Source organism: Domibacillus sp. DTU_2020_1001157_1_SI_ALB_TIR_016, from assembly GCF_032341995.1.
GTDB classification, from domain to species: Bacteria; Bacillota; Bacilli; order Bacillales; family Domibacillaceae; genus Domibacillus; species Domibacillus indicus_A.
In genome coordinates this window covers 226,150-252,153 of record NZ_CP135438.1, presented here as the reverse complement: position 1 = coordinate 252,153, position 26,004 = coordinate 226,150, and the positions used below count along the sequence as shown (strand labels likewise).

Here is a 26,004-nt window from a genome sequence, read left to right as displayed (position 1 = left end):
GGACTATTCCTCTTCTCTTTTTTGATTAACAAAATTCTCTGTAGATGTTATCAGTTCTATTACTAATAGCATTTTAATTTAATCTAAACAAGAAGCTGAGCAGCCTAGGGGTCCCAGACTCATATTGGCCAAAAATAGGCCTCTCTATGAGTGAAGCCATTATCATCTGATAGAACGTGAAATAACCGCTAATCAAAAAGTAGCAAAAGATCCTGCATCATACATAAGTGAACACACCAAAGAGAAAGATGTAGCTGCTGTGAATGCAAAATCTACTATTGAGATGGCCAGGCAAAGAAAGGGGGAACAAAACTTGTAGGACAAGATAATAAAAGAAGGAAGAGCAGCTTAAGGGCGGTTCTGCCTTCTTTTATATTTATATGTTTAATTAGAGCCGGATTTTTAAAATATACATGAACTTCTTCGCTTACTGGTCAGTGGTAAACCGATACTGTTGAGCAAAAGCTTTTTTGATAAATGACTTAAGGGAACAGATTGCTAAATAATATTATTGATTTGTTTATTATACAAACAGGCTGGTTAATTCAATAAAAAAATGCATTTTTAAGTCTCCAGAATTCGCCGCAATGTTAGACAGAACTAACCATTGCGGAGTTGTTTTATAACCAGGCCTTTTTTAAGAGTTTCACACCAAGTTTGATTTCATCATAGGAAAGATTGCTGAAACCTAGTTTAACCATTGGTTCGTCGGTGTTATTTTTAATGAAATAGAGCGACGTAGGATACACCGTAACACCATGGGAGGAGGCTTGTTGAATTAACCATTCTTCTGAACGCTTCAGATGTACTTTGACTAATACGTACAAACCAGACTGTTCACCAATAATGGATATATTTTGAGCGAGTTGATCTTTTAATGCAGCTACTAAGTGCTGCATTTTTCTTTTATAAACAAGACGCATCCGTTTAATATGCCGGCTCCATTCTCCCTCTTCCATAAATTTAGCCATTGTAAGCTGGCTAAGCAGGGAAGTGGTAGCTTCAAATTGAAGAAATTGATTTTTATAACGATTTAAAAGGGGCTGTGGCAGCACCATATAACTTAAACGAATTCCTGGAAGAAAGGACTTTGAAAAGTTCCCTAAATAAATGACTTTTGCTGAATCAATGGAAGCAAGAGCTGGAAAGGGTTGTTGTGTATAGCGAAATTCACTATCATAATCGTCCTCAATAATATATCCTTGCACCTTGTCAGCCCAATGAATAAGTGTTTGCCGCTGTTGAATAGGCATGCTTACCCCGTATGGACTGTGATGAGAAGGTGTTACATAGATTAATCGTGAATTCATTTGTTCTAATTGTGAAAAATCAGCCCCTGATTCATAAACGGGTAACGTCTCAATCGTAAAACGATGAAATTGAAAAGCTTCCCTCGCGCCATCATACCCAGGGTCCTCTACTGTAATACTAGAGAAATCATCCTTCAATATATGCCCAAGATTGATAAGCATTTGCTGGGTGCTACTGCCGATAATAATGGCATTTGCATCTGTTTTCACTCCACGAGATTGGAGTAAGTATGTGGCAATTTGTTCACGTATGCACATTTCACCAAAGGGGTCCCCATATCGGAAGCTCTCCGGTAACGTTAATACTTGATTGGCGATCCTCCTCCAAGTTTTTAAAGGGAAGTGAGTTTGGTCTACGGCGCCTGCTCGGAAATTGATGAGAGCAGGTGCCATCGGTTTACTTTTCTTTTCATTAAGAGAGATGAATGTCTCTTGGAGTAAAAGCGGTTCTAACTCATTTGCGAAATAACCTTTTCTTCCTTCTCCGCGAATATAGCCTTCAGCTACAAGCTGCTCATAAGCTGTTAATGTCGTATTGCGGCTTACATGAAGGGAGTCTGCAAGCTGACGAATGGGTGGCAATTGTTCATCAGGAAGTATGTCTCCCCCTTCAATCCATAGCTTAAACTGTTCGTAGATTTGTTTGTATTTAGGGGAATCTTTCTTCAAAGCAAAAATAGTATTTTTCATTTTTAAGCCCCTTTGACATGTTTGTTTATTTGAAATTGTACCTTTTTAAATGTCAGCATGTACCATACTATATTTTACAATGAAGTGAATGAAGGAGGAACCTCGTCATGTATATTCCTAAGTATTATAGAGTCACGGATGTAAACGAAATTCGAGAGTTTATTCAACTGAACTCATTTGGAACGCTCGTAACAACAAAACAAGGTAAGCCCATTGCGACCCATCTGCCACTGCAGTTAAGGAAAGAAGAAGATGCATACTATTTAACAGGGCATGTGGCGTATGGCAACCCTCAATGGAAAACATTCGAAGCCTGTGAAGATGTATTGGTGATGTTCCAGGGACCACACGCTTATATCTCTTCTTCCTGGTATGAACAGGAAAATGTTCCAACATGGAACTATCAAGCTGTCCATGTGTATGGTACAGCCAGCATTTTGAACGAAGAAGAGTTAAAACAGGACCTGGCAATGCTGCTGCAAAAGTACGAAAAACACCGTAACAATCCAGTTCTATGGGATAAGCTTTCCCCCCAGTTGTTAGAAAAAGAATTAAAAGGAATTGTTGGATTTAAGATTCAAGTACAAGAAATTCAAGCTGCCAATAAACTAAGTCAAAATCGTAATGAAAAGGACTATCAAAACATCGTGAATAAGCTCTATGAAGAAGAGGATTTACATTCTCAACAAATGGCAGAAGTGATGAAGAAGAAGTTAAAAAAGGACAAATAAGTGTTATGTTTCTTTTTAAAAGATTTTTTCTTTCTTAAATGAGGTTTGTCAAGAAGAGTACTTAAACGATAAGTGATTTTTTCATAAGGAAAAAAACAGAGGAACCCTAAATGTCCCTCTGTTTTTTTATAAAATATGAAGACTAGAATTTAATAGGGACTAAATGTAGGAGCATAACAACTCAAACTGTTACTCAACAGTTCGTCCATAGAATGTAAAAATCTTATCATTTTCAGAAAAGTCTGTAACGATTAAACAACACGCAGCTTAAAACATGGATGAAATAGTAACGATTGTTATAACGTATCTTTCATTTTTCTTTTATAATGTAAGTAGTAAACAGATTAGTGAAGAATGAATGACGATTTTTGAAAGGGGATACATAATTTTGAATTCAAAATACTTAGATTTGTTAGCGCAAAAATATGACAGCGAAGAAAAAGTAGCCACTGAAATTATTAACCTTGAAGCGATCCTTAACCTGCCAAAGGGGACTGAACATTTTGTCAGTGATTTACATGGGGAGTACCAAGCTTTTCAGCATGTGTTGCGAAATGGTTCGGGAAATGTAAAAGTGAAAATCAGAGACCTTTTTAAAGATAAATTATATGAAAAAGAATTAAATGAATTTGCGACATTGGTTTATTATCCTGAAGAAAAATTACAATTAATTAAAAGTCATTTTGGCAATGAAAAAGAATTACACGAATGGTACATAGAGATCATAGAGCGTATGATGCAGCTTATTTCTTATGCTTCTTCCAAATATACACGCTCGAAATTACGGAAAGCACTGCCTAAACAGTTTGTTTACATTGTAGAAGAGTTATTATATAAAACAGATGAATTCAAAAACAAGAAAGATTATTATACAAAAATGGTCCAGCAACTTATTTCACTTGGCCAGGCTGATAAGCTGATTATTGGTCTTGCTTATACGACTCAAAGATTGGTTGTAGACCATCTTCATGTCGTGGGGGATATTTATGACCGTGGACCTGATCCTCATAAAATTATGGATACTCTTATTAATTATCATTCCGTTGATATTCAGTGGGGCAATCATGATGTTCTATGGTTAGGTGCTTTTGCAGGTTCAAAGGTTTGTCTTGCCAATATTATTCGTATATGTGCCCGCTACAATAACTTAGATATTATTGAAGATGTTTATGGAATCAATCTAAGACCGCTTCTGAACCTTGCGGAAAAGTACTATGACGACAATCCAGCTTTTTGGCCAAAGAGACAGTCAGATAACAACCTATCGGAGCAGGAACATTTGCAAATCACCAAAATTCATCAAGCCATTTCCATCATTCAGTTCAAGCTTGAAAGCCCGATCATCAAAAGACGCCCGTGCTTTGATATGTCGGAGAGGCTTTTGCTTGAAAAAATTGATTATGACAAAAACGAAGTAACGATTCAGGGGAAAACGTTTCCGCTGGAAAATACGTGTTTTGCAACCATTAACCCGGAGCAGCCTGATCAATTATTAGAGGAAGAAGAACAAGTGCTGGATAAACTGTTATTTTCTGTTCAGCATTCAGAAAAACTAGCCAGACATATGAATTTTCTAATGAAAAAAGGCAGCCTTTATTTGAGATATAATGGGAACTTATTAATACATGGATGTATTCCTTTAGATGAAGAAGGAAACATGGAAAAAATGGTGATTGAAAATAAAACCTATGCCGGCCGTGACTTGCTTGATATTTTTGAACATTATTTACGGTATGCCTTTGCCCATCCTGAAGAGACGGATGACCTTGCGACAGATATGGTCTGGTATTTATGGACAGGAGAATATTCATCGCTCTTTGGCAAAAGAGAAATGACAACCTTTGAGAGGTACTTTATTCAGGATAAGGAAACCCATAGAGAAAGAAAGAACCCATACTACCATTTGCGTGAAGATGAGGACATTTGCCGTAAAATCCTAACCGAATTTGATCTTAATCCTGATCAAGGCCGTATTATCAATGGCCATACGCCCGTTAAAGAAATTGATGGAGAAAATCCGATTAAGGCAAACGGGAAGATGATTGTCATCGATGGTGGTTTTTCCAAAGCGTATCAATCGACAACAGGTATAGCTGGATACACTTTGCTATACAATTCCTACGGTATGCAACTGGTCGCCCATAAACATTTTAATTCAAAAGAAGAGGTTTTATGTAAAGGAACGGATGTTTTATCAGTAAAAAGATTGGTAGATGAAGAATTAGAGAGAAAAACGGTTGGAGAAACGAATGTTGGTGAGGAGCTATTGCAGGAAATCTCTGTTTTGAATAGCCTGAGAGAATATCGTTATATGAATTAACATCAGTTACCGCGCCTCAAATGATGATAAAAAAAGCAGCCCATATGAGGGCTGCTTTTTTGTATTGCTATTTATTAAATCATTTAAGCATCACGTTTAAGGTTTGCGGATTATACACCTATATGACATATAAAGTATGTGAGTCAGCCGCCTTTGTAAACCACCACTTCTGAAAGTAGGTGTTCGCAGAAACCTTCCTGCGTGTCCTCACTGGCCAAAAAACGAGTGAGGCTTGTCATTCCGAATTCCTCATAAAACTCCCTGTTACAGCTTAAAGGTTAAAACTTTATATTGTAACGTACAACGCAGCTTGGATTTATATATTACTTGAATTACCCCCAGTTACTCGCTACGTTCGTTGAACATGGGAGATTCCTAAGTACAGGAGCCTATTGGCTCCTAATTCATTAGGCTACGCCCGTCATTCTGACGGTTGGCAGTATGAACGACTTTGCAGCAAGTCTCCTGCGGAAAATCAAATTGTGTGACTAAACCATGGCTAAATCATGGATATTCCGGGAAGCATTGAGGTCCGCGTTTTCGGAATGACCGCAGGAGACACAAATAAATGTCGCTTGTGTTCGACGGTTTTCCTTTGCTGTATGTCCGCATGAATGGCACTTTTGGGAAGTGTAACGAGGATCAACCGCGATCACCTTCTTGCCGTACCATTTTGCTTTGTATTCCAGCATTCTGCGGAATTCCGACCAGGAAACTTCGCTGATCGCTTTGGATAATGTGCGGTTCTTCAGCATATTTGAAACTTTCAGGTCCTCAATCCCGATGACATCGTGGTTTTTGATGATCTCAGTCGTGATTTTCTGCAAGTAATCAGTCCGTGCGTTCGCAATCTGTTCATGAACACGTGCCACTTTCATACGCTGTTTTTGTACATTTTTCGCTTCCGATAAAGGTTTTTTTTGCTGAATCGCCAGGCGCTGGCGGCGGGAAAGAACACGCTGTGCTTTGGCCAGTTTCTCTTCTAACGTTCTAAAGAACTTTGGATTTTTGTACACTTTCCCATTCGAGAGAATGGCAAAGTCTTTTAAGCCAACATCAATCCCAACAGTGGAATCTGTTTTGGGCAGGTCTTGCACATCTATTTCAACAAGCAAAGAAACGAAGTGCTTTCCGGAAGGGTTTTTCCGTACCGTTGCATTTAAAATACGGCCTTGCACGTCACGGCTGTTCGCAAAACGAACCCAGCCCAGCTTAGGCAGTTTCATGCGATTGCCTGCAATACTTACCTCTGGAAACTGGTTCTTTTTTTCAATATTCGTTGTGTAAGACTGAACCTTATTTTTCTTACTCTTAAATCGTGGAGCCTTGTTTTGCTTCTTGAGGAAACGGTCAAAGGAATCAGCCAGGTTTTTCAAGGATGATTGCAGGGAATGTGAATCAACTTCTTGAAGCCAATCTAGTTCTTTCTTGAGTTTGGTAAGCTGGGAAGAACAGGCACTGTACGATAAGCCTTTTCCGGTTGTTTGATAGTTTTCGTTCCATAAGGAAAGGAAGCGGTTGAACACAAAACGCGAGCAGCCGATGGTTTTCGCAATCAGCACTTCTTGTTCTTTGGTTGGATATAGGCGAAAGCGATAGGCTTTGTTCACCAGCATTCTACTCACCTCGGTTATTAGCTATAATACAAATTATACCAAAATTAAGGCGAAACTAAACACGTTTGCTTCGCAAAACTGACATTCACCCCACCGCTTATTTCTGGGCTGCGCCCTTAACAAAATGGAAGCGGGGGTACTCTTTCAGTAAAAACTGATAGATCGTTCATGATATTCAATGGCAGTTGCTGCCCTGTATTCCTGAACCTCCCGCATTGAAATTGTCATTCCAGTAAATTTTTCAACTGCGTTGCTATATGCAGGATAAGCTATGATATAGATGATTACCCTAACCCTGCTGTCTAGGTGTAAAATCAATCTCATCTTATTAAAAAAGATTTTTCTGCTTTTGTCACTTTCTTCCCGTAATACTTTCCCAGGACATTATGACCTTCTCTAACCTAATCATCTTTTTTTCATTTTCAGTGATACATCCCCTGCGTAGTAAGCTTGAAGTGGAGTGTTCTTGCCTAATATGACAAAATCTCCCTTGGCTGGGATAACGGAGTATGACTCTCCAATATTATGGAGAGAATAAAAATAAGTCAGGAAAGGGAGGTAAGGAAATGGAAGTGAGTATGAGCGTTGAAGAAGTAATGAATCAAATTTCTGAATTAAAGCAAAGAAGCGGGGAGCAGCTTCGGAAGAAACAAATAAAAAAGTCCCATCCAGAGCTAATGAAAAATGCACTGTATCATTTTCCGAATTGGGAAGTAGCTGTAGAAACGACAGAAGCGCGTAAAACGGGTTCTTAATGATACAGACCTACATAGGTTTGTAGTGACAAGTTTATAAGGATAAGATTCCTTCATAACAGCAACGAATTTTTTGTGAATTTTGTAGGTATATATTTTATTTAACAGTAAGCAACGATAAAAAACGAAAAGTCCATGTGGCGAGTTGTTAAGCCACATGGACTTTTCGTTGCGGAGAAAGGCAGGGCTTTTAGATTCTTGGTCAAAAGAATGGATGAATACACATTTGGCAAAGTGGATTTCAAGCAAAAGACCCGCTTACCGGATTCATTTTCTCCCGCAGCACCATTTATCGCTCGATTTTTTATCAGAACCAGCCGATCTACATGTATGTGCTCGGAGAAGATGTTCAAGATTTTTTCATCATAAAACAGATTCTGCTTATGCTCATCATACTCTCCTACATGGATATACAACTTTAATTATTGAACTTTAACCTGTTACCTTTATGTTTAACGTAGTATTCATATCCAAAGTTTGGATTGTTAACTTTAGTATAATAACAACGTCAAAACAAGTAAGAACGCTCTGAATTGTTTCCACACCCTAACGAGATTATAATAACAGAAGACAAATATACATTTTCTTTGATAACGGCAAACTTATCGAAGGTAAGGACGCAAAGCTACGGGTCTAAAGTTTAACTCAGCTAGGACTGCCGGGTTACCGAAAGAGATTGGCTATATAGATCAGGGGTTATTTTGCATTATTATCGTTATAACTTCTGTATCTGTGCATCCATCATCTTTATGGTGGTTTTTTTGTGCTTAAAAATTTTAAGCAGGGGACTACAGGGGTAATGATGTACGATCGCATTTATTTTTTGCAAGACTACCACCAATTTTTCTGATTCTATATAAATCACACTTTTGCGTGGTTTTCCCAAGAAATAGATAAATTATAACTTTAAAAAAGGGCGCGAGATCATATGATTGAAACCTTATTGGGTAAGGAAATACTGATTGATATTATGATGGTTGCAATGTGCACATTGGTTATTACTGGTTGGATTTCTAGGTCTAAGCAAAAAAGAATGCGTGAGCAAGTCGAGGAAGAACTGCAAAATAGCCGAGAGCAATTCCATTCAGTCATACAATCTGCAAAAGATGCCATTATCCTGGCCGATAGCGAGTCTACTATTACTTCCTGGAATAAAGGGGCTGAAACGATATTCGGGTATAAAGAAGAAGAGATACTAGGAAAGAAGCTGCATCTTCTCATTCCTCCGGCTCTTCGGCAAGCTCATGACAGAGGAATTAAGCGTTTCCTTTCGACAAACCAAGCTACAGTTATAGGGAAAACGGTAGAATTACGTGGGTTGAAAAAAGATGGAAGTGAAATCCCTATAGAGCTTTCCCTCTCTTCTTGGAAGATAAAAGATACTATTTATTTTACCGGTATTATTCGGGATATTAGCGAACGGAAGTACGCAGAGGGAAGAATTCAATATCTAGCTTATCATGATGAATTAACCGAGTTACCGAATCGAAGATTCTTTGAAGAAAAATTGAAAATGGCTTTAGAGGAAGCAAAAAAAAGCGGTGATTTAGTAGCTGTTATGCTGTTCGATTTAGATCGGTTTAAAGCTGTTAATGACACATTAGGCCATTCCGCTGGAGATATGCTGCTAAAACAAGTTGCCTTTCGGTTTAGAGAATGCTTAGGCGAAAAAGATCTGATTGCCAGAATAGGCGGAGATGAATTCTTACTCATTATGCCCGAAATAAAGCATATTGAAGAAGCCTCAAAAATGGCTGAACATCTTATATCTAATTTAAGTCATCCTATAAAATTACAAGAAGGTGAGGTATTTGTATCTACGAGCATTGGAATTGCCTTTTCTCCTCAGGATGGACAAGACGGCGAGACATTGTTAAAGAAGGCGGATATAGCCATGTACCAGGCAAAGAAAGAAGGAACGTCAGCTTATAAATTGTATACCACCCAAAACTTAGTTCAATAAGTTAGGTAAAGGCTGAGCTTAAGGTAGTCCAGTTTTGACAAGATAAGGGAAATTCGGGTCTCGGTATTCGTAAAACCCTTTAGGTTTTTTAACTCAATATAGATATTTATGCTGAATAATGAGCAATAGAGCTAAAATGGAGGAGCATATGGATCAGACAATTCGCGTAAATAAATTAGAGTTTTTGCTGCAAAACCCTATACCTTATCGTTATGTGTTAGCTGTTTGTCTAGGGTTAAACTTATTTATGGATGCCTATGTTTACCCAGAGGTAAGCTTAACAGGGTTTTACCTTTTGACAGTAGTATTAATAGGTTTTGCTTTTGAGAATAAGCCACTGCAAGTCATAGCAACAGGGTTAGTTACACTGCTCCGTTTTCACTTTTCACCATTAGGAATGCCTGAAGTAGAAGTTTTTCTTTTGGCTTGGGTTACCTATTTTTTAGTATCTTGCAGTTTATCTGTATTGATAAAAAGATATCTTAGGGAAAGAAAAAATGTTGTTCATTTAACACGTGCTTTAGCAAATGCCCTTGACTCAAGAGATTCCTATACGGCTAATCATTCGGAAAATGTAGCCCGCTATGCAGAAATGATTGCACAGGAAATGAAATTTTCTAAAAAAGAATGTGACAATATCTATATTGGGGGAATTTTCCATGATTTCGGGAAAATAGGTGTTTCTGAATCAATATTAACGAAAAGGTCTAAACTAACAGAAACAGAATTTTCGCAGATAAAGAAACATCCAACTATTGGATACAAGATACTGAAACACGTTCCGTTGTTTAAGCACAATGGTGTTTTGGATATGGTTTTATATCATCATGAAAGGTTTGATGGTAAAGGCTATCCTGAAGGATTAAAAGGCGAACAAATACCCATAGCTGCCCGGATTATAGCTGTAGCTGATTCTTTTGATGCAATGACTTCTAACCGTATTTACCAAAGTGAGAAGAATTTAGAATATGCTCTTAATGAAATTCGTAAAAATATAGGTACTCAATTTGATCCAGCAGTTGCTCAAATATTTTTGAAGATAGTTGAAGCTAAAGGGGAAACAATTCTAACTAGAACAAGAAATGTTGAAAAGAATTAAACACCCTTTAGCCCAACATAAATGCAACTGGAAACGACCAGATTTTAAAATTTAAGGCCTTTTTTGGCTGTTATATAAATACAGGAATTGTTTTTAAGAAACCCCTGGCCCAAAGGTAACTGTTTGTAAGTGATTTCGGAAAGGGTACTGAATACATAATAAAATAAAAAGAGTGGGATATTAGTGCTTGATGATAATCTATAGGATTGCACCTGACATTCTTGGGGAAAATGTTATTACAAACGTCTAGATAGGAGTGTATATCAATGGAACAGACACTTTATGAAAAAGTTGGCGGAGAAGAAGCGATTGCAAAAGTCGTGGACTATTTTTATTCCGAATTGGTTCTTAAGGATGATACAGTTAATCACTTTTTTAAACACACAGATATGGAAAAACAACGACGTCATCAGACAAAATTTATTAGTTTTGCATTAGGTGGCCCCAATCAGTATTCAGGAAAATCAATGGCAAAAGCACACGAAGGAATGAATATACAGCCAGCCCATTTTGATGCTATTGCAAACCATCTTCATGCTGCTCTTGCTCACTTTGGAGTAAGTGAAGCAGATATAGATAAAGCGTTAAGTAAAGTTGCTTCGCTAAGAGAAGATATTATTTATAAATGACTGGTTCCATTTACGGGTGGTTTATTTGAAGAAAATCGAATATGAATTTTAATCTACAAGGCCACATAAATATAATTATGTTACATCAAAAAGGGGCTGTCCTCACATTCAGTTTTTACTAAATGTGGGGACAGCCTGTTGCTATTTAGAATTACATACGCTTTTTAATATCAATAACACTGATGACAAACTTAGCTGATGTCCTTTCCGTGACATCAGCTTTTTTCGTTCCTTCTTCAACTAAAGTCCCCGCCGTTAGTTTAACAAGAAAAGCCGCTATCCAGCGGGGGATCGAGGCACAAAAAAGCCAGACAAATAAAACTGGCCGTATCTTTATTTTATTGCTTTCCTTTCTTCACAGCTTCGCGGGTTAAACGTGCATTGTTTAAGCCTTTGTCGCTAAATGCGTTATCGCTATTTAAACGATCTCCTATTGGTTCTCTATCCATATCATCCTTTAGTATGCCTGGGGTTTTTCCATGTATATTGTTATCCTCTTGTGACATTATGTTTAACCTCCTTTTCATTTATTATCTGTTGCCCGTAATTTTCTTATACTAGGGCTAATACTAAGGATGTATCTATATTTATTTTTCATTTATTCTTCAATTAACCTGCCAGTTAGCACAATAAGAAAAGCTGCCAAAATGACAGCTTCGTTCGATTTTATAATAAAATTCTTTAACGATCGTCAACATTGTATAAACTAGTCTTCTATCAGCTCTAAGTCATTTTCTATTTCAATTAAAAATTTTAGGAGGGCTGTTTTCATCTGTTCCACACCCGGTTGTTCTATTGGAAAATGACCAGCCCCTTCTAAAATCACACAATTTTTCTCACATTGTAATCGGTTATAAAAAGATTCACTTAATCTATATGGTGTCATTGGATCTACTTCAGGATGAATGAGCAAAATAGGGCAAATATCGAAATATTCAGGCTCAATTACTGGTTCCATATTTAAGAATATTCTCAAAAATCGTAAAGAAACTTTTGTCCCTGCGGCTCGAGGATCGTTCATAATAAGTTTTGTCAGATCAAAGTTATTTGTAATTAATTTCATTCTCGATACTTTTGAAACAGAAATTCGAAACGAATCCAATACAAAAAAGAAATTATCTAACGTGAATTTACCCAAGCGGCTTATTAGTTTGTTTGGGGCAATTTGATCACGAACTTTCTGATTACTTGTATCCACGAAAGTCGTTACAATCAAACCTTTTACTTGTTTGCTCAGACTTGCCACATGATATGCAAGCATGCCTCCAATGCTCGCCCCCAATAAAACAATTGGCTTTCCGTCTCGATTAAATTCCTGTTCGATGAACTCAGTCATTATTTTTATCCATTCGTGGTAATCCGTGGATTTTAATGACTCCTTGTAACTGAGACCATAAGGAGGGAGGTCTGGGGATACAATATCATATCCATGCACTTGTAGCATTCTTGCATATGGTGCGAATAGTCTTCCGTTTCCGCCTGCACCATGAATAAAAATAACTTTAATTTTCGAATTTGGAACAGACATTCTATCCAGATGGATATGATAATCTTTCCAACTCCACCATTCTTCAGTTGGTAGATTATTTTCTTTTATTCGCAGTTCTTCAGGAAAAAATTTCTGATATTTCTTCCAATAAATTTCGGTTTCATTGTATGTTAACTTTCTAGTATTAGAATTCACTCTCTTTTCCCCCCATACAATTATATTAATTACAGGCATTATGTAGCCTCCCTGAGAAAGTGTATGGACTAATAATTTCTTTGAAGGTTATCAAAAAACCTTTATTTTCCAAACTTTTATTTAACTATACTGCTTTGTTAATCCATCTTACTTAGTGCAATATAAAAGGAATTATGTTGCATTCGCAAATGTACAATAAAACAGGCGTCATCCCTTGATCATCAAGGGATGACGCCTGTTTTGGGTTAGCTGCTGATCTATAAATGCAACATATTAAATACGTATGCTATATTGAATATAACAAATAGAATGGAAATGAATCATTTCACCCAAAGCAATATAGATTTAAGCAAAATTATCAGCAAATAAGCGATATCTTTATGTTACAGAGCAAATAGAAGTAAACGTACCGCAGAAACAACGGAACATCCGCAATAAAGGAGTACACTCTTTGAATATACAATTGAATCAAAAAATCATTAAAGACATGTGCGGCACCGCTTCATTCAAACGAGGAGATTCTTTTTACCGTGCTAATAAAGTAACATTCGAAAATTACAGTCCTGAAAGCTGTGAAGCGACTGTTACAGGAATGGAAGACTTCCATGTCACCATAAAAATAGATGCCAATGGCGGGCTTCATACGAAATGCAGCTGCCCGGTGCTGGCTTCTTTCCAAAAGGATTGTCAGCATATTGCGGCCGTATTACTGTCGATCTACCGACATCAGCGAGAAGGGACGCTCCCTGTTATTCCAAGTGAGCGTCCGGTCGATTCCGCAGCAAATCAGGCACTGACAGAAGGTCTGCTAAACCTTTTCAACAACCAGCCTAAACGTTCAAGCAAGTCTCAGCTTCACTTTGAAAAAAGGCAGGTTCTTGATACGGAGTTTACGTGTAAAGTCGTCAACATGAGCCAGGGACAATTCATGTTCGGAATAGAACTAAGAATCGGTTCGGTCCATGTGCAAAATATCCGGGATTTCCTGGAGCAGGTGAAAGAAGGTAAGCCAAGCCTGCTTTCGCTTTCATTTACCTACCATCCAAGCCTTCATTGCTTTCAAAAAGAAACAGATGCGGTTATTCAGCAGCTTATCCAAGTGGTTTATGATGAAAAAATATATGTGAACGCACTGCCAGACAAATCTGCCTATACAATCCGCCCTAACATGCTGCTTATTCCACCATCTTCCTGGGTGCGTCTTGTTCCTGTGCTGACAAGAGCCCCATTAATGAAGCTGGCGCATGGCGGAAATACGTTTGATAGTTTACGCTTATCGGATAAAGTACTTCCTTTGCAGTTTGACCTTTCAGCAGCAGCGAGTGAGGGATATCAACTGAAGATCAAGGGGCTCGGCGAGGTAATGATGCTGAACGCTTATCAGTCTGTTTTGTTTGAGGATAGATTAATTCAGGTGGGCAGTGAGGAAAGCGAGCGCCTTTCAGAACTTAAACAGATGCTGGAAGCCTCAGGCTCCAATCAAATTTTTATTCCTCAGGAGAAAATGAATTACTTTTTAGAAAACGTGGTTCCAGGTTTAAAAAAAATCGGCCAGGTCCAGGTAGCAGAAGAGGTCTCTAAAAAATGGCTTAAAACACCCTTGGTTGCAAGGCTGTATTTAGACCGTGTGAAAAACCGCCTGCTTGCCGGGCTGGAATTTCAATATGAAAGTATTGTCCTCAATCCGCTGGAAGGCCGGGAGCTCGGAAAAGGCTTCGTGCCGGTAAGAGACGTGGAGAAAGAAGATGCAATCCTGCAGCTGATGGAGGAAAGTTCTTTTTCCAAGACTGACAGCGGATACCTATTGCATAATGAGAAGCTTGAGTATGAGTTTTTGCATAATGTTGTTCCGAAACTGCAAAAGCTTGTACAAGTATACGCCACTACCTCAGTGAGAAACAGGCTTTTCAAAGGGAATGCTCTGCCTCGAATTAAAGTCAGCATCCAAAAAGAAAGAACCAATTGGCTGGAATTTAAATTTGAAATGGAGGGCATTCCTGAAAAACAGATACGTGAAGTTCTACTGGCCCTAGAGGAGAAACGGAAGTATTACCGCTTGCGGAATGGATCACTCCTCTCCTTGGAGACAAGGGAATTTGAAGAAATTAACCGTTTCCTTAAAACACTTCCGGCACAAAAGGAAGATCTGGAAAGTGGCGTAAGTCTTCCCGTTACCCGGGGGCTTCAGCTTCTTGATTCTGATGATAATCATGTCTTCACATTAGAGAAATCATTCCGTCAATTCTTGGAAACAATCCGTAATCCAGGCAGTTTAGAGTTTGAGGTGCCAGAGAGTTTGGAGTCGATATTGTATGCTTATCAAAAGCAGGGGTACAAATGGATGAAGACGCTTGCTCGTTATGGGTTTGGAGGGATTCTTGCCGATGATATGGGACTGGGGAAAACACTGCAGAGCATTGCATTTATCCTGTCTGAGCTTCCTTATATCCAGGAAAAGAAGCGCCCGGTCCTTATTGTTTGCCCCTCATCTTTAACGTATAACTGGCTCGGCGAAATCAAAAAATTTGCCCCGGAAGTAAAAGCGGTTGTCGTGGATGGAAATAAAAAGGAACGGTTCAATATACAGAAGAATGTAACGGGTGTAGACGTTGTCATTACTTCCTATTCTTTGTTAGTAAGAGATAAAGTGTGGTACGAAAAACAATTTTTTTACACCGTGTTTTTTGATGAGGCACAGGCTTTTAAGAATCCTGTTACACAAACAGCAAAAGCAGTAAAGAAGATACAAGCAGATTATCGCTTTGCCCTCACAGGTACACCGGTGGAAAATTCGTTGGAGGAGCTTTGGTCGATTTTTCACGTTGTCTTTCCTGAATTGTTCCTTGGTTTAAAGGAATACAGTCAGCTCTCCAGGAAAAAGATCGCCCGCAGGATCCGTCCATTTTTGCTTCGGAGAATGAAAGAAGAAGTACTGTCAGAGCTTCCTGAAAAAGTTGAGTCGATGGAATTAGTGGAGCTGCTTCCTGATCAGAAGAAGCTATATGCTGCTTACTTGGCGAAACTAAGGCACGACACCTTGAAGCATCTGGATAAGGACACACTTCGAAAAAATCGTATCAGAGTCCTGGCGGGGTTAACTCGTTTACGACAGATTTGCTGTCATCCAGCCCTGTTTGTGGATGGATACAAAGGAAGCTCAGCGAAACTTGAACAGCTGATGCATATTATAGAGGAATCAAAGCTGTCTGGAAGAAGAGTATTGATTTTCTCGCAGTTTACGCAAATGCTTAAGTTAATAGGGAGGGAGCTGGCCAGTCAAGGACTCCCTTTTTTCTACCTGGATGGACAAACTTCATCAGAAGAACGGGTGGAAAAATGTAGTCGATTTAATGACGGTGAACGTGATTTATTTCTCATTTCCCTGAAGGCGGGCGGAACCGGCCTCAATCTGACAGGTGCCGATACAGTGATCCTGTATGACATGTGGTGGAATCCTGCAGTCGAGGAGCAGGCAGCTGACCGTGCCTACCGCATCGGCCAGACAAATGATGTACAGGTCATTAAGTTTGTTGCCCGCGGTACAATCGAGGAAAAGATGAATGAACTGCAAGAGAAAAAGAGGGATCTAATTGAAGAAATTATTGATTCTGAAGAGAAATCATCATCAGCGCTTACCGAAGAGGATATTCGTGAAATACTGATGATTTAGCGGGAATCAGGAAACAAAGAGTAGGTTAATCATAAAGATCTCAAGTGACTGCGCAAAAAAACAGCCCGGTATATGGGCTGTTTTTTTCATGTTGAGATTCATCTAAAGTCGCCTAAGGGATTACTTTCAGGGTATAAAGATCATATATGTAGGTGAAGTATAAAGTAGTATGTAAGTAAGCCGCCTTTGCCGTTGTTGAATAGAAGAAAGTTTTAAACCACCACTCCTCAAAGTGGGTGTTCGCAGAAACCTTCTTGCCTGTCCTCATTGGCTAGAAAACGAACGAGGCTTGTCATTCCGGATTCCATGTAAAACTCCCTGTTACAGCTTAAAGGTTAAAACTTTATATTATGACGCACAACGCAGCTTATATTTATATATTACGCGGACCGTTCATGATATTCAATAGTAGTTGTTGTCCTGTATTCCTAAACCTCCCGCGCGAAAGAACTCTCTAGCCTTTGTCATTCAGGTATATTTTTGAATCGAAATGTTATGTGTAGAACAAGCTTTTACACGGAAGTTTAACCGGAACCTGATGCTAAGTGTAGAATGGATTTCTTCTAAAAGGTAATTCTTACATAGGTTTTTAGCATCTCGATCTTCTGCTTTATTTATATTTTACATCTTCTATTTTTGATAAGTGCCGCTCTTCAAGATAAATTCAAAGCTTTATACAGTGCTTTTTTAAAGGTGTATCTCAATTTGCTATAAGGGGGAATGCTGAAAAAAGAAAGTTAGTAATAAATATTTTTGAAAAAAGTATTGATTTTAAATTTTAAGGGTGATATTATTTTATAGCTGTCGTTAGTGCAGATTATTCCGCAGTAGCTCAGTGGTAGAGCAATCGGCTGTTAACCGATCGGTCGCAAGTTCGAGTCTTGCCTGCGGAGCCATTTTAAAATCATATATATAAGAAGTAAGGCCCCTTGGTCAAGCGGTTAAGACACCGCCCTTTCACGGCGGTAACACGGGTTCGAATCCCGTAGGGGTCACCATTTGGAGGATTAGCTCAGCTGGGAGAGCATCTGCCTTACAAGCAGAGGGTCGGCGGTTCGATCCCGTCATCCTCCACCATTTATGCCGGTGTAGCTCAATTGGTAGAGCAACTGACTTGTAATCAGTAGGTTGGGGGTTCAAGTCCTCTTGCCGGCACCATTTACCGAGCCATTAGCTCAGTCGGTAGAGCATCTGACTTTTAATCAGAGGGTCGAAGGTTCGAGTCCTTCATGGCTCACCATGTATATGCGGGTGTGGCGGAATTGGCAGACGCACCAGACTTAGGATCTGGCGCCGCAAGGCGTGGGGGTTCAAGTCCCTTCACCCGCACTTTTTTATAGAAGTAGTTCAGTGGCAGAATAGTACCTTGCCGGGGTGGCGGAACTGGCAGACGCACAGGACTTAAAATCCTGCGGTAGGTGACTACCGTACCGGTTCGATTCCGGTCCTCGGCACCACTTTACAATCAAATAGTGCGCCCGTAGCTCAATTGGATAGAGTACTTGACTACGAATCAAGCGGTTAGAGGTTCGAGTCCTCTCGGGCGCGCCATTTATACATAAACGATTTTTCGTTTTTACGGGAAGTAGCTCAGCTTGGTAGAGCACTTGGTTTGGGACCAAGGGGTCGCAGGTTCGAATCCTGTCTTCCCGATTTATAAAAATGGGGCCTTAGCTCAGCTGGGAGAGCGCCTGCTTTGCACGCAGGAGGTCAGCGGTTCGATCCCGCTAGGCTCCACCAATATTTTTAATGCTTTTTTGGCGGTGTAGCTCAGCTGGCTAGAGCGTACGGTTCATACCCGTGAGGTCGGGGGTTCGATCCCCTCCGCCGCTATTGATATAAATAAAGTTTTCAATTTATTTTATGCCTGTAGATTCATTTACGGAGAGCTGTCCGAGAGGTCGAAGGAGCACGATTGGAAATCGTGTAGACGGTTACCGCTGTCTCAAGGGTTCGAATCCCTTGCTCTCCGCCAGTATACTTTATAAAAATACATAGTGGCCCCTTGGTCAAGCGGTTAAGACACCGCCCTTTCACGGCGGTAACACGGGTTCGAATCCCGTAGGGGTCACCATTTTGGAGGATTAGCTCAGCTGGGAGAGCATCTGCCTTACAAGCAGAGGGTCGGCGGTTCGATCCCGTCATCCCCCACCATATTATTATCGCGGGGTGGAGCAGCTCGGTAGCTCGTCGGGCTCATAACCCGAAGGCCGCAGGTTCAAATCCTGCCCCCGCAATCGTTTGGTCCGGTAGTTCAGTTGGTTAGAATGCCTGCCTGTCACGCAGGAGGTCGCGGGTTCGAGTCCCGTCCGGACCGCCATTTTTATATGGCTCAGTAGCTCAGTTGGTAGAGCAAAGGACTGAAAATCCTTGTGTCGGCGGTTCGATTCCGTCCTGAGCCACCATTTTAAATAATGGGCCTGTAGCTCAGCTGGTTAGAGCGCACGCCTGATAAGCGTGAGGTCGATGGTTCGAGTCCATTCAGGCCCATTTTTTATATAACTTCATATACTGGAGGGGTAGCGAAGTGGCTAAACGCGGCGGACTGTAAATCCGCTCCTTCGGGTTCGGCAGTTCGAATCTGCCCCCCTCCACCAGTATGGCGGTCGTGGCGAAGTGGTTAACGCATCGGATTGTGGCTCCGACATTCGGGGGTTCGATTCCCCTCGATCGCCCCATATTTTTGGGCTATAGCCAAGCGGTAAGGCAACGGACTTTGACTCCGTCACGCGAAGGTTCGAATCCTTCTAGCCCAGCCATTATTTTGCGGAAGTAGTTCAGTGGTAGAACATCACCTTGCCAAGGTGGGGGTCGCGGGTTCGAATCCCGTCTTCCGCTCCAACATTTTTATAAAGGCGGCATAGCCAAGCGGTAAGGCCAAGGTCTGCAAAACCTTTACCACCGGTTCGAGTCCGGTTGCCGCCTCCATAGTATTTGCTTTGATGACTTTCGTCATTCCGTTTGATGAATGCAGGATTTGTGAAATTTGGGAGCAGTCAAATTATTATTTTGGGAAAATAATATTTTTAATAAATCCCTATTGATTTCGTAAGAAATCTTATGTTATATTATGAATCCGCCAGTAAATAAGGCGGCTCGAACAAACTGATTTACATCTTCATCATTTTGAAGGAATAATATTTTTCCTTTTAAAGTGTTGACGTGTGAATGAGGGCATGATATGATTATTTAGCTGTCGGAGATGACAGTAAAGAGAATTGATCTTTGAAAACTGAACAAAATAAACGTCAACGTTTTAAGAATTAAACTTCTATAGAAGATGCCCGTCATCTATATAGAAACAAATGAGCAAGTCAAACTTTTTTGGAGAGTTTGATCCTGGCTCAGGACGAACGCTGGCGGCGTGCCTAATACATGCAAGTCGAGCGGACAGAAGGGAGCTTGCTCCCGGAAGTCAGCGGCGGACGGGTGAGTAACACGTGGGTAACCTGCCTGTAAGACTGGGATAACTCCGGGAAACCGGGGCTAATACCGGATAATATCAAGAGCTGCATGGCTCTTGATTGAAAGGCGGCTTCGGCTGTCACTTACAGATGGACCCGCGGCGCATTAGCTAGTTGGTGAGGTAACGGCTCACCAAGGCGACGATGCGTAGCCGACCTGAGAGGGTGATCGGCCACACTGGGACTGAGACACGGCCCAGACTCCTACGGGAGGCAGCAGTAGGGAATCTTCCGCAATGGACGAAAGTCTGACGGAGCAACGCCGCGTGAGTGAAGAAGGTTTTCGGATCGTAAAACTCTGTTGTCAGGGAAGAACAAGTACGGGAGTAACTGACCGTACCTTGACGGTACCTGGCCAGAAAGCCACGGCTAACTACGTGCCAGCAGCCGCGGTAATACGTAGGTGGCAAGCGTTGTCCGGAATTATTGGGCGTAAAGCGCGCGCAGGCGGCCTTTTAAGTCTGATGTGAAAGCCCACGGCTCAACCGTGGAGGGTCATTGGAAACTGGAAGGCTTGAGTGCAGAAGAGAAGAGCGGAATTCCACGTGTAGCGGTGAAATGCGTAGAGATGTGGAGGAACACCAGTGGCGAAGGCGGCTCTTTGGTCTGTAACTGACGCTGAGGCGCGAAAGCGTGGGGAGCGAACAGGATTAGATACCCTGGTAGTCCACGCCGTAAACGATGAGTGCTAAGTGTTGGGGGGTTTCCGCCCCTCAGTGCTGCAGCTAACGCATTAAGCACTCCGCCTGGGGAGTACGGCCGCAAGGCTGAAACTCAAAGGAATTGACGGGGGCCCGCACAAGCGGTGGAGCATGTGGTTTAATTCGAAGCAACGCGAAGAACCTTACCAGGTCTTGACATCCCGCTGACCTCCCTGGAGACAGGGCTTTCCCTTCGGGGACAGCGGTGACAGGTGGTGCATGGTTGTCGTCAGCTCGTGTCGTGAGATGTTGGGTTAAGTCCCGCAACGAGCGCAACCCTTGATCTTAGTTGCCAGCATTCAGTTGGGCACTCTAAGGTGACTGCCGGTGACAAACCGGAGGAAGGTGGGGATGACGTCAAATCATCATGCCCCTTATGACCTGGGCTACACACGTGCTACAATGGATGGTACAAAGGGCTGCAAGACCGCGAGGTTTAGCCAATCCCATAAAACCATTCTCAGTTCGGATTGCAGGCTGCAACTCGCCTGCATGAAGCTGGAATCGCTAGTAATCGCGGATCAGCATGCCGCGGTGAATACGTTCCCGGGCCTTGTACACACCGCCCGTCACACCACGAGAGTTTGCAACACCCGAAGTCGGTGGGGTAACCCTTACGGGAGCCAGCCGCCGAAGGTGGGGCAGATGATTGGGGTGAAGTCGTAACAAGGTAGCCGTATCGGAAGGTGCGGCTGGATCACCTCCTTTCTAAGGATATTTACGGAAGTGAGAACTTAGTTCTCACATACGTTGACGCGTTATTTTGTTCAGTTTTGAAGGATGAATTCCTTCTATATTAGATAGTAAACATGATTGTTCTTTGAAAACTGGATAATATCGTAAAGTAACACCAAGCAATACCGAGTAATCGCCATTTTAGGTTAAGTTAGAAAGGGCGCACGGTGGATGCCTTGGCACTAGGAGCCGAAGAAGGACGGGACTAACACCGATATGCTCCGGGGAGCTGTAAGTAAGCTTTGATCCGGAGATTTCCGAATGGGGAAACCCGCCATCCGTAATGGGATGGCACCCCTGCCTGAATACATAGGGCAGGAGGAGGCATACCCGGGGAACTGAAACATCTAAGTACCCGGAGGAAGAGAAAGCAAACGCGATTCCCTGAGTAGCGGCGAGCGAAACGGGACATAGCCCAAACCAAGAAGCTTGCTTCTTGGGGTTGTAGGACACTCTATACGGAGTTACAAAGGAAGAGGATAGGTGAAGCGATCTGGAAAGATCCGCGGTACAAGGTAACAGCCCTGTAGCTGAAATCTTCTTCTCTCTTGAGTGTATCCTGAGTACGGCGGAACACGAGGAATTCCGTCGGAATCCGGGAGGACCATCTCCCAAGGCTAAATACTCCCTAGTGACCGATAGTGAACCAGTACCGTGAGGGAAAGGTGAAAAGCACCCCGGAAGGGGAGTGAAAGAGATCCTGAAACCGTGTGCCTACAAGTAGTTAGAGCCCTTTAACGGGTGATAGCGTGCCTTTTGTAGAATGAACCGGCGAGTTACGATTTCATGCAAGGTTAAGCTGATAAGGCGGAGCCGCAGCGAAAGCGAGTCTGAATAGGGCGCATGAGTATGAGGTCGTAGACCCGAAACCAGGTGATCTACCCATGTCCAGGATGAAGGTGAGGTAACACTCACTGGAGGTCCGAACCCACGCACGTTGAAAAGTGCGGGGATGAGGTGTGGGTAGCGGTGAAATTCCAATCGAACCTGGAGATAGCTGGTTCTCTCCGAAATAGCTTTAGGGCTAGCCTCAAACGAAGAGTACTGGAGGTAGAGCACTGTTTGGACTAGGGGCCCATCCCGGGTTACCGAATTCAGACAAACTCCGAATGCCAGATACTTATGTTTGGGAGTCAGACTGCGAGTGATAAGATCCGTAGTCAAGAGGGAAACAGCCCAGACCACCAGCTAAGGTCCCAAAGTATACGTTAAGTGGAAAAGGATGTGGAGTTGCCCAGACAACCAGGATGTTGGCTTAGAAGCAGCCACCATTTAAAGAGTGCGTAATAGCTCACTGGTCGAGTGACTCTGCGCCGAAAATGTACCGGGGCTAAACGTATCACCGAAGCTGTGGATTGACACCTTATGGTGTCAGTGGTAGGAGAGCGTTCCAGGGGCTGTGAAGCCAGACCGGAAGGACTGGTGGAGCGCCTGGAAGTGAGAATGCCGGTATGAGTAGCGAAAGAAGGGTGAGAATCCCTTCCACCGAATGCCTAAGGTTTCCTGAGGAAGGCTCGTCCTCTCAGGGTTAGTCGGGACCTAAGCCGAGGCCGAAAGGCGTAGGCGATGGATAACAGGTTGATATTCCTGTACCACCAAGCATCGTTTGAGTGATGGGGGGACGCAGGAGGATAGGAGATCACGCAGCTGGATACGCGTGTTTAAGCAGTCAGGCTGGAAATGAGGCAAATCCCATTTCCGTTAAGGCTGAGCTGTGATGACGAGGGAATTTTAGTACCGAAGTCTTCGATTCCACACTGCCAAGAAAAGCCTCTAGCGAGATGTAAGGTGCCCGTACCGTAAACCGACACAGGTAGGCGAGGAGAGAATCCTAAGGTGAGCGAGTGAACTCTCGTTAAGGAACTCGGCAAAATGACCCCGTAACTTCGGGAGAAGGGGTGCTCTGGTAGGGTGCAAGCCCGAGAGAGCCGCAGTGAATAGGCCCAGGCGACTGTTTAGCAAAAACACAGGTCTCTGCAAAGCCGCAAGGCGACGTATAGGGGCTGACGCCTGCCCGGTGCTGGAAGGTTAAGAGGAGGGCTTAGCGCAAGCGAAGGTCTAAATTGAAGCCCCAGTAAACGGCGGCCGTAACTATAACGGTCCTAAGGTAGCGAAATTCCTTGTCGGGTAAGTTCCGACCCGCACGAAAGGCGCAACGATCTGGGCACTGTCTCAACGAGAGACTCGGTGAAATTATAGTACCTGTGAAGATGCAGGTTACCCGCGACAGGACGGAAAGACCCCGTGGAGCTTTACTGCAGCCTGATATTGAATTTTGGCACAGTCTGCACAGGATAGGCAGGAGCCTTGGAAGCCGGAGCGCCAGCTTCGGTGGAGGCGCTGGTGGGATACTGCCCTGACTGTGTTGAAATTCTAACCCGCACCCGTAATCCGGGTGGGAGACAGTGTCAGGCGGGCAGTTTGACTGGGGCGGTCGCCTCCTAAAATGTAACGGAGGCGCCCAAAGGTTCCCTCAGAATGGTTGGAAATCATTCGCAGAGTGTAAAGGCACAAGGGAGCTTGACTGCGAGACCTACAAGTCGAGCAGGGACGAAAGTCGGGCTTAGTGATCCGGTGGTTCCGCATGGAAGGGCCATCGCTCAACGGATAAAAGCTACCCCGGGGATAACAGGCTTATCTCCCCCAAGAGTCCACATCGACGGGGAGGTTTGGCACCTCGATGTCGGCTCATCGCATCCTGGGGCTGTAGTCGGTCCCAAGGGTTGGGCTGTTCGCCCATTAAAGCGGTACGCGAGCTGGGTTCAGAACGTCGTGAGACAGTTCGGTCCCTATCCGTCGCGGGCGCAGGAAATTTGAGAGGAGCTGTCCTTAGTACGAGAGGACCGGGATGGACACACCGCTGGTGTACCAGTTGTCTCGCCAGAGGCATCGCTGGGTAGCTATGTGTGGACGGGATAAGTGCTGAAAGCATCTAAGCATGAAGCCCCCCTCAAGATGAGATTTCCCATTACGCAAGTAAGTAAGATCCCTTGAAGATGACGAGGTAGATAGGTTCGAGGTGGAAGTGCGGTGACGCATGGAGCTGACGAATACTAATCGATCGAGGACTTAATCAAGATTAACATGGCACGGTATGCCGTTACTTTACAGAGATTATCCAGTTTTGAAGGAACAATTTTGTTCCATACATAGTCTGGTGGCAATAGCGAAGAGGTCACACCCGTTCCCATCCCGAACACGGCCGTTAAGCTCTTCAGCGCCGATGGTAGTTGGGGGTTTCCCCCTGTGAGAGCAGGACGCCGCCAGGCAAGCAGTGAGGATGAGGACAGCGGAAGCTGTTCTTTTTATTTCGGGAACATCTTCCATGAGAAAGAATTTGATTTTTGGAAAACCTATAAAGAAAAGGCGGGTGCTATAGCAAGCACCTCCTCTTATATAGATAAACACCGCTTGAATTTTATTCAGGCGGTGTTTTGTCTTTAAATTGTGGGAGTACACTCTCGAAATTAACATTAGAATTTATTATTTACGCAACTCACATTGTGCTGATGTCAATCACAAATCGATACTTCACATCTGAAGCTAATACGCGTTCGTAAGCTTCGTCAATTTGGTCGGCTGAAATGATTTCAATCTTAGGAACAATATTATGTTTTCCACAGAATTCCAACATTTCCTGAGTCTCACGGATGCCTCCAATCATTGAACCTGCAAATGAACGGCGGTGACCGATGAGAGAGAACACATTTACTGACAATGGCTCTGCAGGCGCACCAACGTTTACCAGAGTACCATCCAGCGTTAACAGTGAGAAGTAAGCATTAATGTCAATTTTTGCACTTACCGTGTTAATAATTAAGTCAAAGGTTCCGGCAAGTTTCACGAATGTTTCTGGGTCGCTTGTGGCATAGTAATTTTCAGCACCAAATTGTAAGCCATCTTCTTTTTTACTTAATGTTTGTGACAGAACAGTGACTTCCGCACCCATCGCATGTGCAATTTTAACGGCCATGTGACCAAGACCGCCCATGCCAACCACAGCTACTTTTTTGCCTGGACCAGCTCCCCAATGGTTTAGTGGCGAATAGGTTGTAATGCCTGCGCAAAGTAATGGTGCTGCGGCGTCAAGCTCAATGCTATCAGGAATTCTGACTACGAAATCCTCAGTTACCACAATGTGAGTAGAATAGCCGCCTTGAGTTGGTTCGCCGTATTTGTCAACGCCAGCGTAGGTAGGAACATTTCCTTTGAGACAGTATTGTTCTTCTCCTTTACGGCAGTTCTCACATTCGCCGCAGGAGTCAACCATACACCCGACTCCTACCCGGTCACCGACCTTGTACTTTGTGACCTCGGCTCCTACATCCGTGACAATTCCCGCAATCTCGTGTCCAGGTACGAGAGGATAGTTCACGGGACCCCATTCGCCATGAGCAGTATGGATGTCAGAATGGCATATGCCTGCATACTTAATTTCAATCAAAATATCATGCAAATCCAGATCGCGTCGTTTAATTTCGGCAGCTCGAAACGGTTTGTCTGGACCGTCGACAGCCCGTGCTTTAGCAGTTACCATAAAAAATCCTCCTATAATGTATATTTTTCAAGAGAAGGCGCCTGTGTCAGGTATAAATGAATAAACCAGGTTAAAAATCTTTTCATTCATTTCCGTCCCT

General features: G+C 42.6%; 12 protein-coding genes, 23 tRNA genes, 3 rRNA genes, 1 other RNA gene and 1 riboswitch. Of the genes, 33 read left to right on the top strand and 6 right to left on the bottom strand.

The genetic code is table 11. The annotated features are described in order from the left end of the window. Positions 1-620: 620 nt before the first annotated feature. Positions 621-2,000 (bottom strand): MocR-like pyridoxine biosynthesis transcription factor PdxR, encoded by a 1,380-nt coding sequence (locus tag RRU94_RS01190; protein ID WP_315691437.1) that lies wholly within the window; start codon positions 1,998-2,000, stop codon positions 621-623. Between the two features lie 107 nt (positions 2,001-2,107). On the opposite strand from RRU94_RS01190, the gene RRU94_RS01185 reads away from it, so the two are divergent. Both RRU94_RS01185 and fbp read left to right on the top strand, forming a co-directional pair. Then, complete coding sequence (locus tag RRU94_RS01185) at positions 2,108-2,731, top strand: FMN-binding negative transcriptional regulator (protein ID WP_315691436.1); 624 nt, start codon at positions 2,108-2,110, stop codon at positions 2,729-2,731. 388 nt (positions 2,732-3,119) lie between these two features. Then, entirely contained in the window at positions 3,120-5,051 is a 1,932-nt protein-coding gene (gene fbp, locus RRU94_RS01180) for a fructose-1,6-bisphosphatase (RefSeq protein ID WP_251274607.1), read from the top strand. 488 nt (positions 5,052-5,539) lie between these two features. On the opposite strand, the gene tnpB is transcribed toward fbp, so the two are convergent. Beyond that, positions 5,540-6,667, bottom strand: coding sequence for an IS200/IS605 family element RNA-guided endonuclease TnpB (gene tnpB / locus RRU94_RS01175; protein WP_315691435.1), 1,128 nt, complete (start codon positions 6,665-6,667; stop codon positions 5,540-5,542). A gap of 566 nt (positions 6,668-7,233) precedes the next feature. On the opposite strand from tnpB, the gene RRU94_RS01170 reads away from it, so the two are divergent. From RRU94_RS01170 to RRU94_RS01155, 4 genes are all read left to right on the top strand, one after another. Further along, positions 7,234-7,422 (top strand): hypothetical protein, encoded by a 189-nt coding sequence (locus tag RRU94_RS01170; protein WP_315691434.1) that lies wholly within the window; start codon positions 7,234-7,236, stop codon positions 7,420-7,422. A gap of 585 nt (positions 7,423-8,007) precedes the next feature. Further along, a riboswitch (cyclic di-GMP riboswitch) is annotated at positions 8,008-8,093 on the top strand. A gap of 257 nt (positions 8,094-8,350) precedes the next feature. After that, positions 8,351-9,385, top strand: a complete 1,035-nt coding sequence (locus tag RRU94_RS01165) for a diguanylate cyclase domain-containing protein (protein WP_315691433.1) — start codon at positions 8,351-8,353, stop codon at positions 9,383-9,385. Between the two features lie 148 nt (positions 9,386-9,533). Beyond that, the gene (locus tag RRU94_RS01160; protein WP_315691432.1) at positions 9,534-10,484 is read left to right on the top strand and encodes an HD-GYP domain-containing protein; all 951 of its coding nucleotides are present in this window, start codon (positions 9,534-9,536) and stop codon (positions 10,482-10,484) included. Between the two features lie 266 nt (positions 10,485-10,750). Beyond that, positions 10,751-11,113 (top strand): group I truncated hemoglobin, encoded by a 363-nt coding sequence (locus RRU94_RS01155; protein WP_315691431.1) that lies wholly within the window; start codon positions 10,751-10,753, stop codon positions 11,111-11,113. A 338-nt stretch (positions 11,114-11,451) separates the two neighbouring features. Here RRU94_RS01155 and RRU94_RS01150 read toward each other — a convergent pair whose 3' ends face one another. Both RRU94_RS01150 and RRU94_RS01145 read right to left on the bottom strand, forming a co-directional pair. Continuing rightward, positions 11,452-11,619 (bottom strand): hypothetical protein, encoded by a 168-nt coding sequence (locus RRU94_RS01150; RefSeq protein ID WP_315691430.1) that lies wholly within the window; start codon positions 11,617-11,619, stop codon positions 11,452-11,454. Between the two features lie 200 nt (positions 11,620-11,819). Further along, the gene (locus RRU94_RS01145; protein WP_315691429.1) at positions 11,820-12,836 is read right to left on the bottom strand and encodes an alpha/beta hydrolase; all 1,017 of its coding nucleotides are present in this window, start codon (positions 12,834-12,836) and stop codon (positions 11,820-11,822) included. A gap of 412 nt (positions 12,837-13,248) precedes the next feature. Between RRU94_RS01145 and RRU94_RS01140 the strand changes: the two genes are divergently transcribed. Next, the gene (locus RRU94_RS01140) at positions 13,249-16,467 is read left to right on the top strand and encodes an SNF2 helicase associated domain-containing protein (RefSeq protein WP_315691428.1); all 3,219 of its coding nucleotides are present in this window, start codon (positions 13,249-13,251) and stop codon (positions 16,465-16,467) included. A 173-nt stretch (positions 16,468-16,640) separates the two neighbouring features. Here RRU94_RS01140 and ssrS read toward each other — a convergent pair. After that, positions 16,641-16,839: non-coding RNA, 6S RNA (gene ssrS, locus RRU94_RS01135), on the bottom strand. 449 nt (positions 16,840-17,288) lie between these two features. Between ssrS and RRU94_RS01130 the strand changes: the two genes are divergently transcribed. The 26 genes from RRU94_RS01130 (at position 17,289) to rrf (ending at position 24,636) form a co-directional block, all read left to right on the top strand. After that, positions 17,289-17,363 (top strand) — tRNA-Asn (locus RRU94_RS01130). A gap of 27 nt (positions 17,364-17,390) precedes the next feature. Then, a tRNA-Glu gene (locus RRU94_RS01125) sits at positions 17,391-17,465 on the top strand. Positions 17,466-17,468: 3 nt separating this feature from the next. After that, positions 17,469-17,544 (top strand) — tRNA-Val (locus RRU94_RS01120). A 5-nt stretch (positions 17,545-17,549) separates the two neighbouring features. Then, positions 17,550-17,625, top strand: a tRNA-Thr gene (locus tag RRU94_RS01115). A gap of 6 nt (positions 17,626-17,631) precedes the next feature. Further along, positions 17,632-17,707 (top strand) — tRNA-Lys (locus RRU94_RS01110). A 7-nt stretch (positions 17,708-17,714) separates the two neighbouring features. After that, positions 17,715-17,796: transfer RNA gene (locus RRU94_RS01105), tRNA-Leu, on the top strand. 39 nt (positions 17,797-17,835) lie between these two features. Beyond that, a tRNA-Leu gene (locus tag RRU94_RS01100) sits at positions 17,836-17,924 on the top strand. A gap of 17 nt (positions 17,925-17,941) precedes the next feature. Further along, positions 17,942-18,018, top strand: a tRNA-Arg gene (locus RRU94_RS01095). A 28-nt stretch (positions 18,019-18,046) separates the two neighbouring features. Continuing rightward, positions 18,047-18,120 (top strand) — tRNA-Pro (locus RRU94_RS01090). A gap of 11 nt (positions 18,121-18,131) precedes the next feature. Next, positions 18,132-18,207, top strand: a tRNA-Ala gene (locus RRU94_RS01085). 19 nt (positions 18,208-18,226) lie between these two features. Further along, positions 18,227-18,300, top strand: a tRNA-Met gene (locus RRU94_RS01080). Between the two features lie 50 nt (positions 18,301-18,350). Continuing rightward, positions 18,351-18,442: transfer RNA gene (locus RRU94_RS01075), tRNA-Ser, on the top strand. A 24-nt stretch (positions 18,443-18,466) separates the two neighbouring features. Continuing rightward, a tRNA-Glu gene (locus tag RRU94_RS01070) sits at positions 18,467-18,541 on the top strand. 4 nt (positions 18,542-18,545) lie between these two features. Further along, positions 18,546-18,621, top strand: a tRNA-Val gene (locus RRU94_RS01065). A 9-nt stretch (positions 18,622-18,630) separates the two neighbouring features. Then, positions 18,631-18,704 (top strand) — tRNA-Met (locus RRU94_RS01060). 6 nt (positions 18,705-18,710) lie between these two features. After that, a tRNA-Asp gene (locus tag RRU94_RS01055) sits at positions 18,711-18,787 on the top strand. A 9-nt stretch (positions 18,788-18,796) separates the two neighbouring features. Then, positions 18,797-18,872, top strand: a tRNA-Phe gene (locus tag RRU94_RS01050). Positions 18,873-18,883: 11 nt separating this feature from the next. Next, positions 18,884-18,957: transfer RNA gene (locus tag RRU94_RS01045), tRNA-Ile, on the top strand. A gap of 23 nt (positions 18,958-18,980) precedes the next feature. Continuing rightward, positions 18,981-19,064: transfer RNA gene (locus tag RRU94_RS01040), tRNA-Tyr, on the top strand. A gap of 5 nt (positions 19,065-19,069) precedes the next feature. Continuing rightward, a tRNA-His gene (locus tag RRU94_RS01035) sits at positions 19,070-19,145 on the top strand. Between the two features lie 6 nt (positions 19,146-19,151). Next, positions 19,152-19,226: transfer RNA gene (locus RRU94_RS01030), tRNA-Gln, on the top strand. A gap of 7 nt (positions 19,227-19,233) precedes the next feature. Next, positions 19,234-19,308, top strand: a tRNA-Gly gene (locus tag RRU94_RS01025). A gap of 13 nt (positions 19,309-19,321) precedes the next feature. Next, positions 19,322-19,395 (top strand) — tRNA-Cys (locus RRU94_RS01020). Between the two features lie 393 nt (positions 19,396-19,788). Next, positions 19,789-21,340, top strand: a 16S ribosomal RNA gene (locus tag RRU94_RS01015). 171 nt (positions 21,341-21,511) lie between these two features. Beyond that, positions 21,512-24,444 (top strand): 23S ribosomal RNA (locus RRU94_RS01010). Positions 24,445-24,520: 76 nt separating this feature from the next. Then, positions 24,521-24,636, top strand: a 5S ribosomal RNA gene (gene rrf / locus RRU94_RS01005). The 16S, 23S and 5S rRNA genes sit together here with 23 tRNA genes alongside, the layout of an rRNA operon. Positions 24,637-24,863: 227 nt before the next feature. Here the strand turns inward: rrf and RRU94_RS01000 are convergent. Further along, on the bottom strand, positions 24,864-25,904 hold the full coding sequence (locus RRU94_RS01000; protein WP_315691427.1) for an NAD(P)-dependent alcohol dehydrogenase: 1,041 nt from the start codon (positions 25,902-25,904) through the stop codon (positions 24,864-24,866). Positions 25,905-26,004: the final 100 nt, after the last annotated feature.

What these genes read in the sequence shown, in the direction of transcription:
- RRU94_RS01190 (WP_315691437.1), bottom strand. Translation starts at nt 2,000, where the DNA reads ATGAAAAATACTATTTTTGCTTTGAAGAAAGATTCCCCTAAATACAAA.
- RRU94_RS01185 (WP_315691436.1), top strand. Translation starts at nt 2,108, where the DNA reads ATGTATATTCCTAAGTATTATAGAGTCACGGATGTAAACGAAATTCGA.
- tnpB (WP_315691435.1), bottom strand. Translation starts at nt 6,667, where the DNA reads ATGCTGGTGAACAAAGCCTATCGCTTTCGCCTATATCCAACCAAAGAA.
- RRU94_RS01170 (WP_315691434.1), top strand. Translation starts at nt 7,234, where the DNA reads ATGGAAGTGAGTATGAGCGTTGAAGAAGTAATGAATCAAATTTCTGAA.
- RRU94_RS01165 (WP_315691433.1), top strand. Translation starts at nt 8,351, where the DNA reads ATGATTGAAACCTTATTGGGTAAGGAAATACTGATTGATATTATGATG.
- RRU94_RS01160 (WP_315691432.1), top strand. Translation starts at nt 9,534, where the DNA reads ATGGATCAGACAATTCGCGTAAATAAATTAGAGTTTTTGCTGCAAAAC.
- RRU94_RS01155 (WP_315691431.1), top strand. Translation starts at nt 10,751, where the DNA reads ATGGAACAGACACTTTATGAAAAAGTTGGCGGAGAAGAAGCGATTGCA.
- RRU94_RS01150 (WP_315691430.1), bottom strand. Translation starts at nt 11,619, where the DNA reads ATGTCACAAGAGGATAACAATATACATGGAAAAACCCCAGGCATACTA.
- RRU94_RS01145 (WP_315691429.1), bottom strand. Translation starts at nt 12,836, where the DNA reads ATGCCTGTAATTAATATAATTGTATGGGGGGAAAAGAGAGTGAATTCT.
- RRU94_RS01000 (WP_315691427.1), bottom strand. Translation starts at nt 25,904, where the DNA reads ATGGTAACTGCTAAAGCACGGGCTGTCGACGGTCCAGACAAACCGTTT.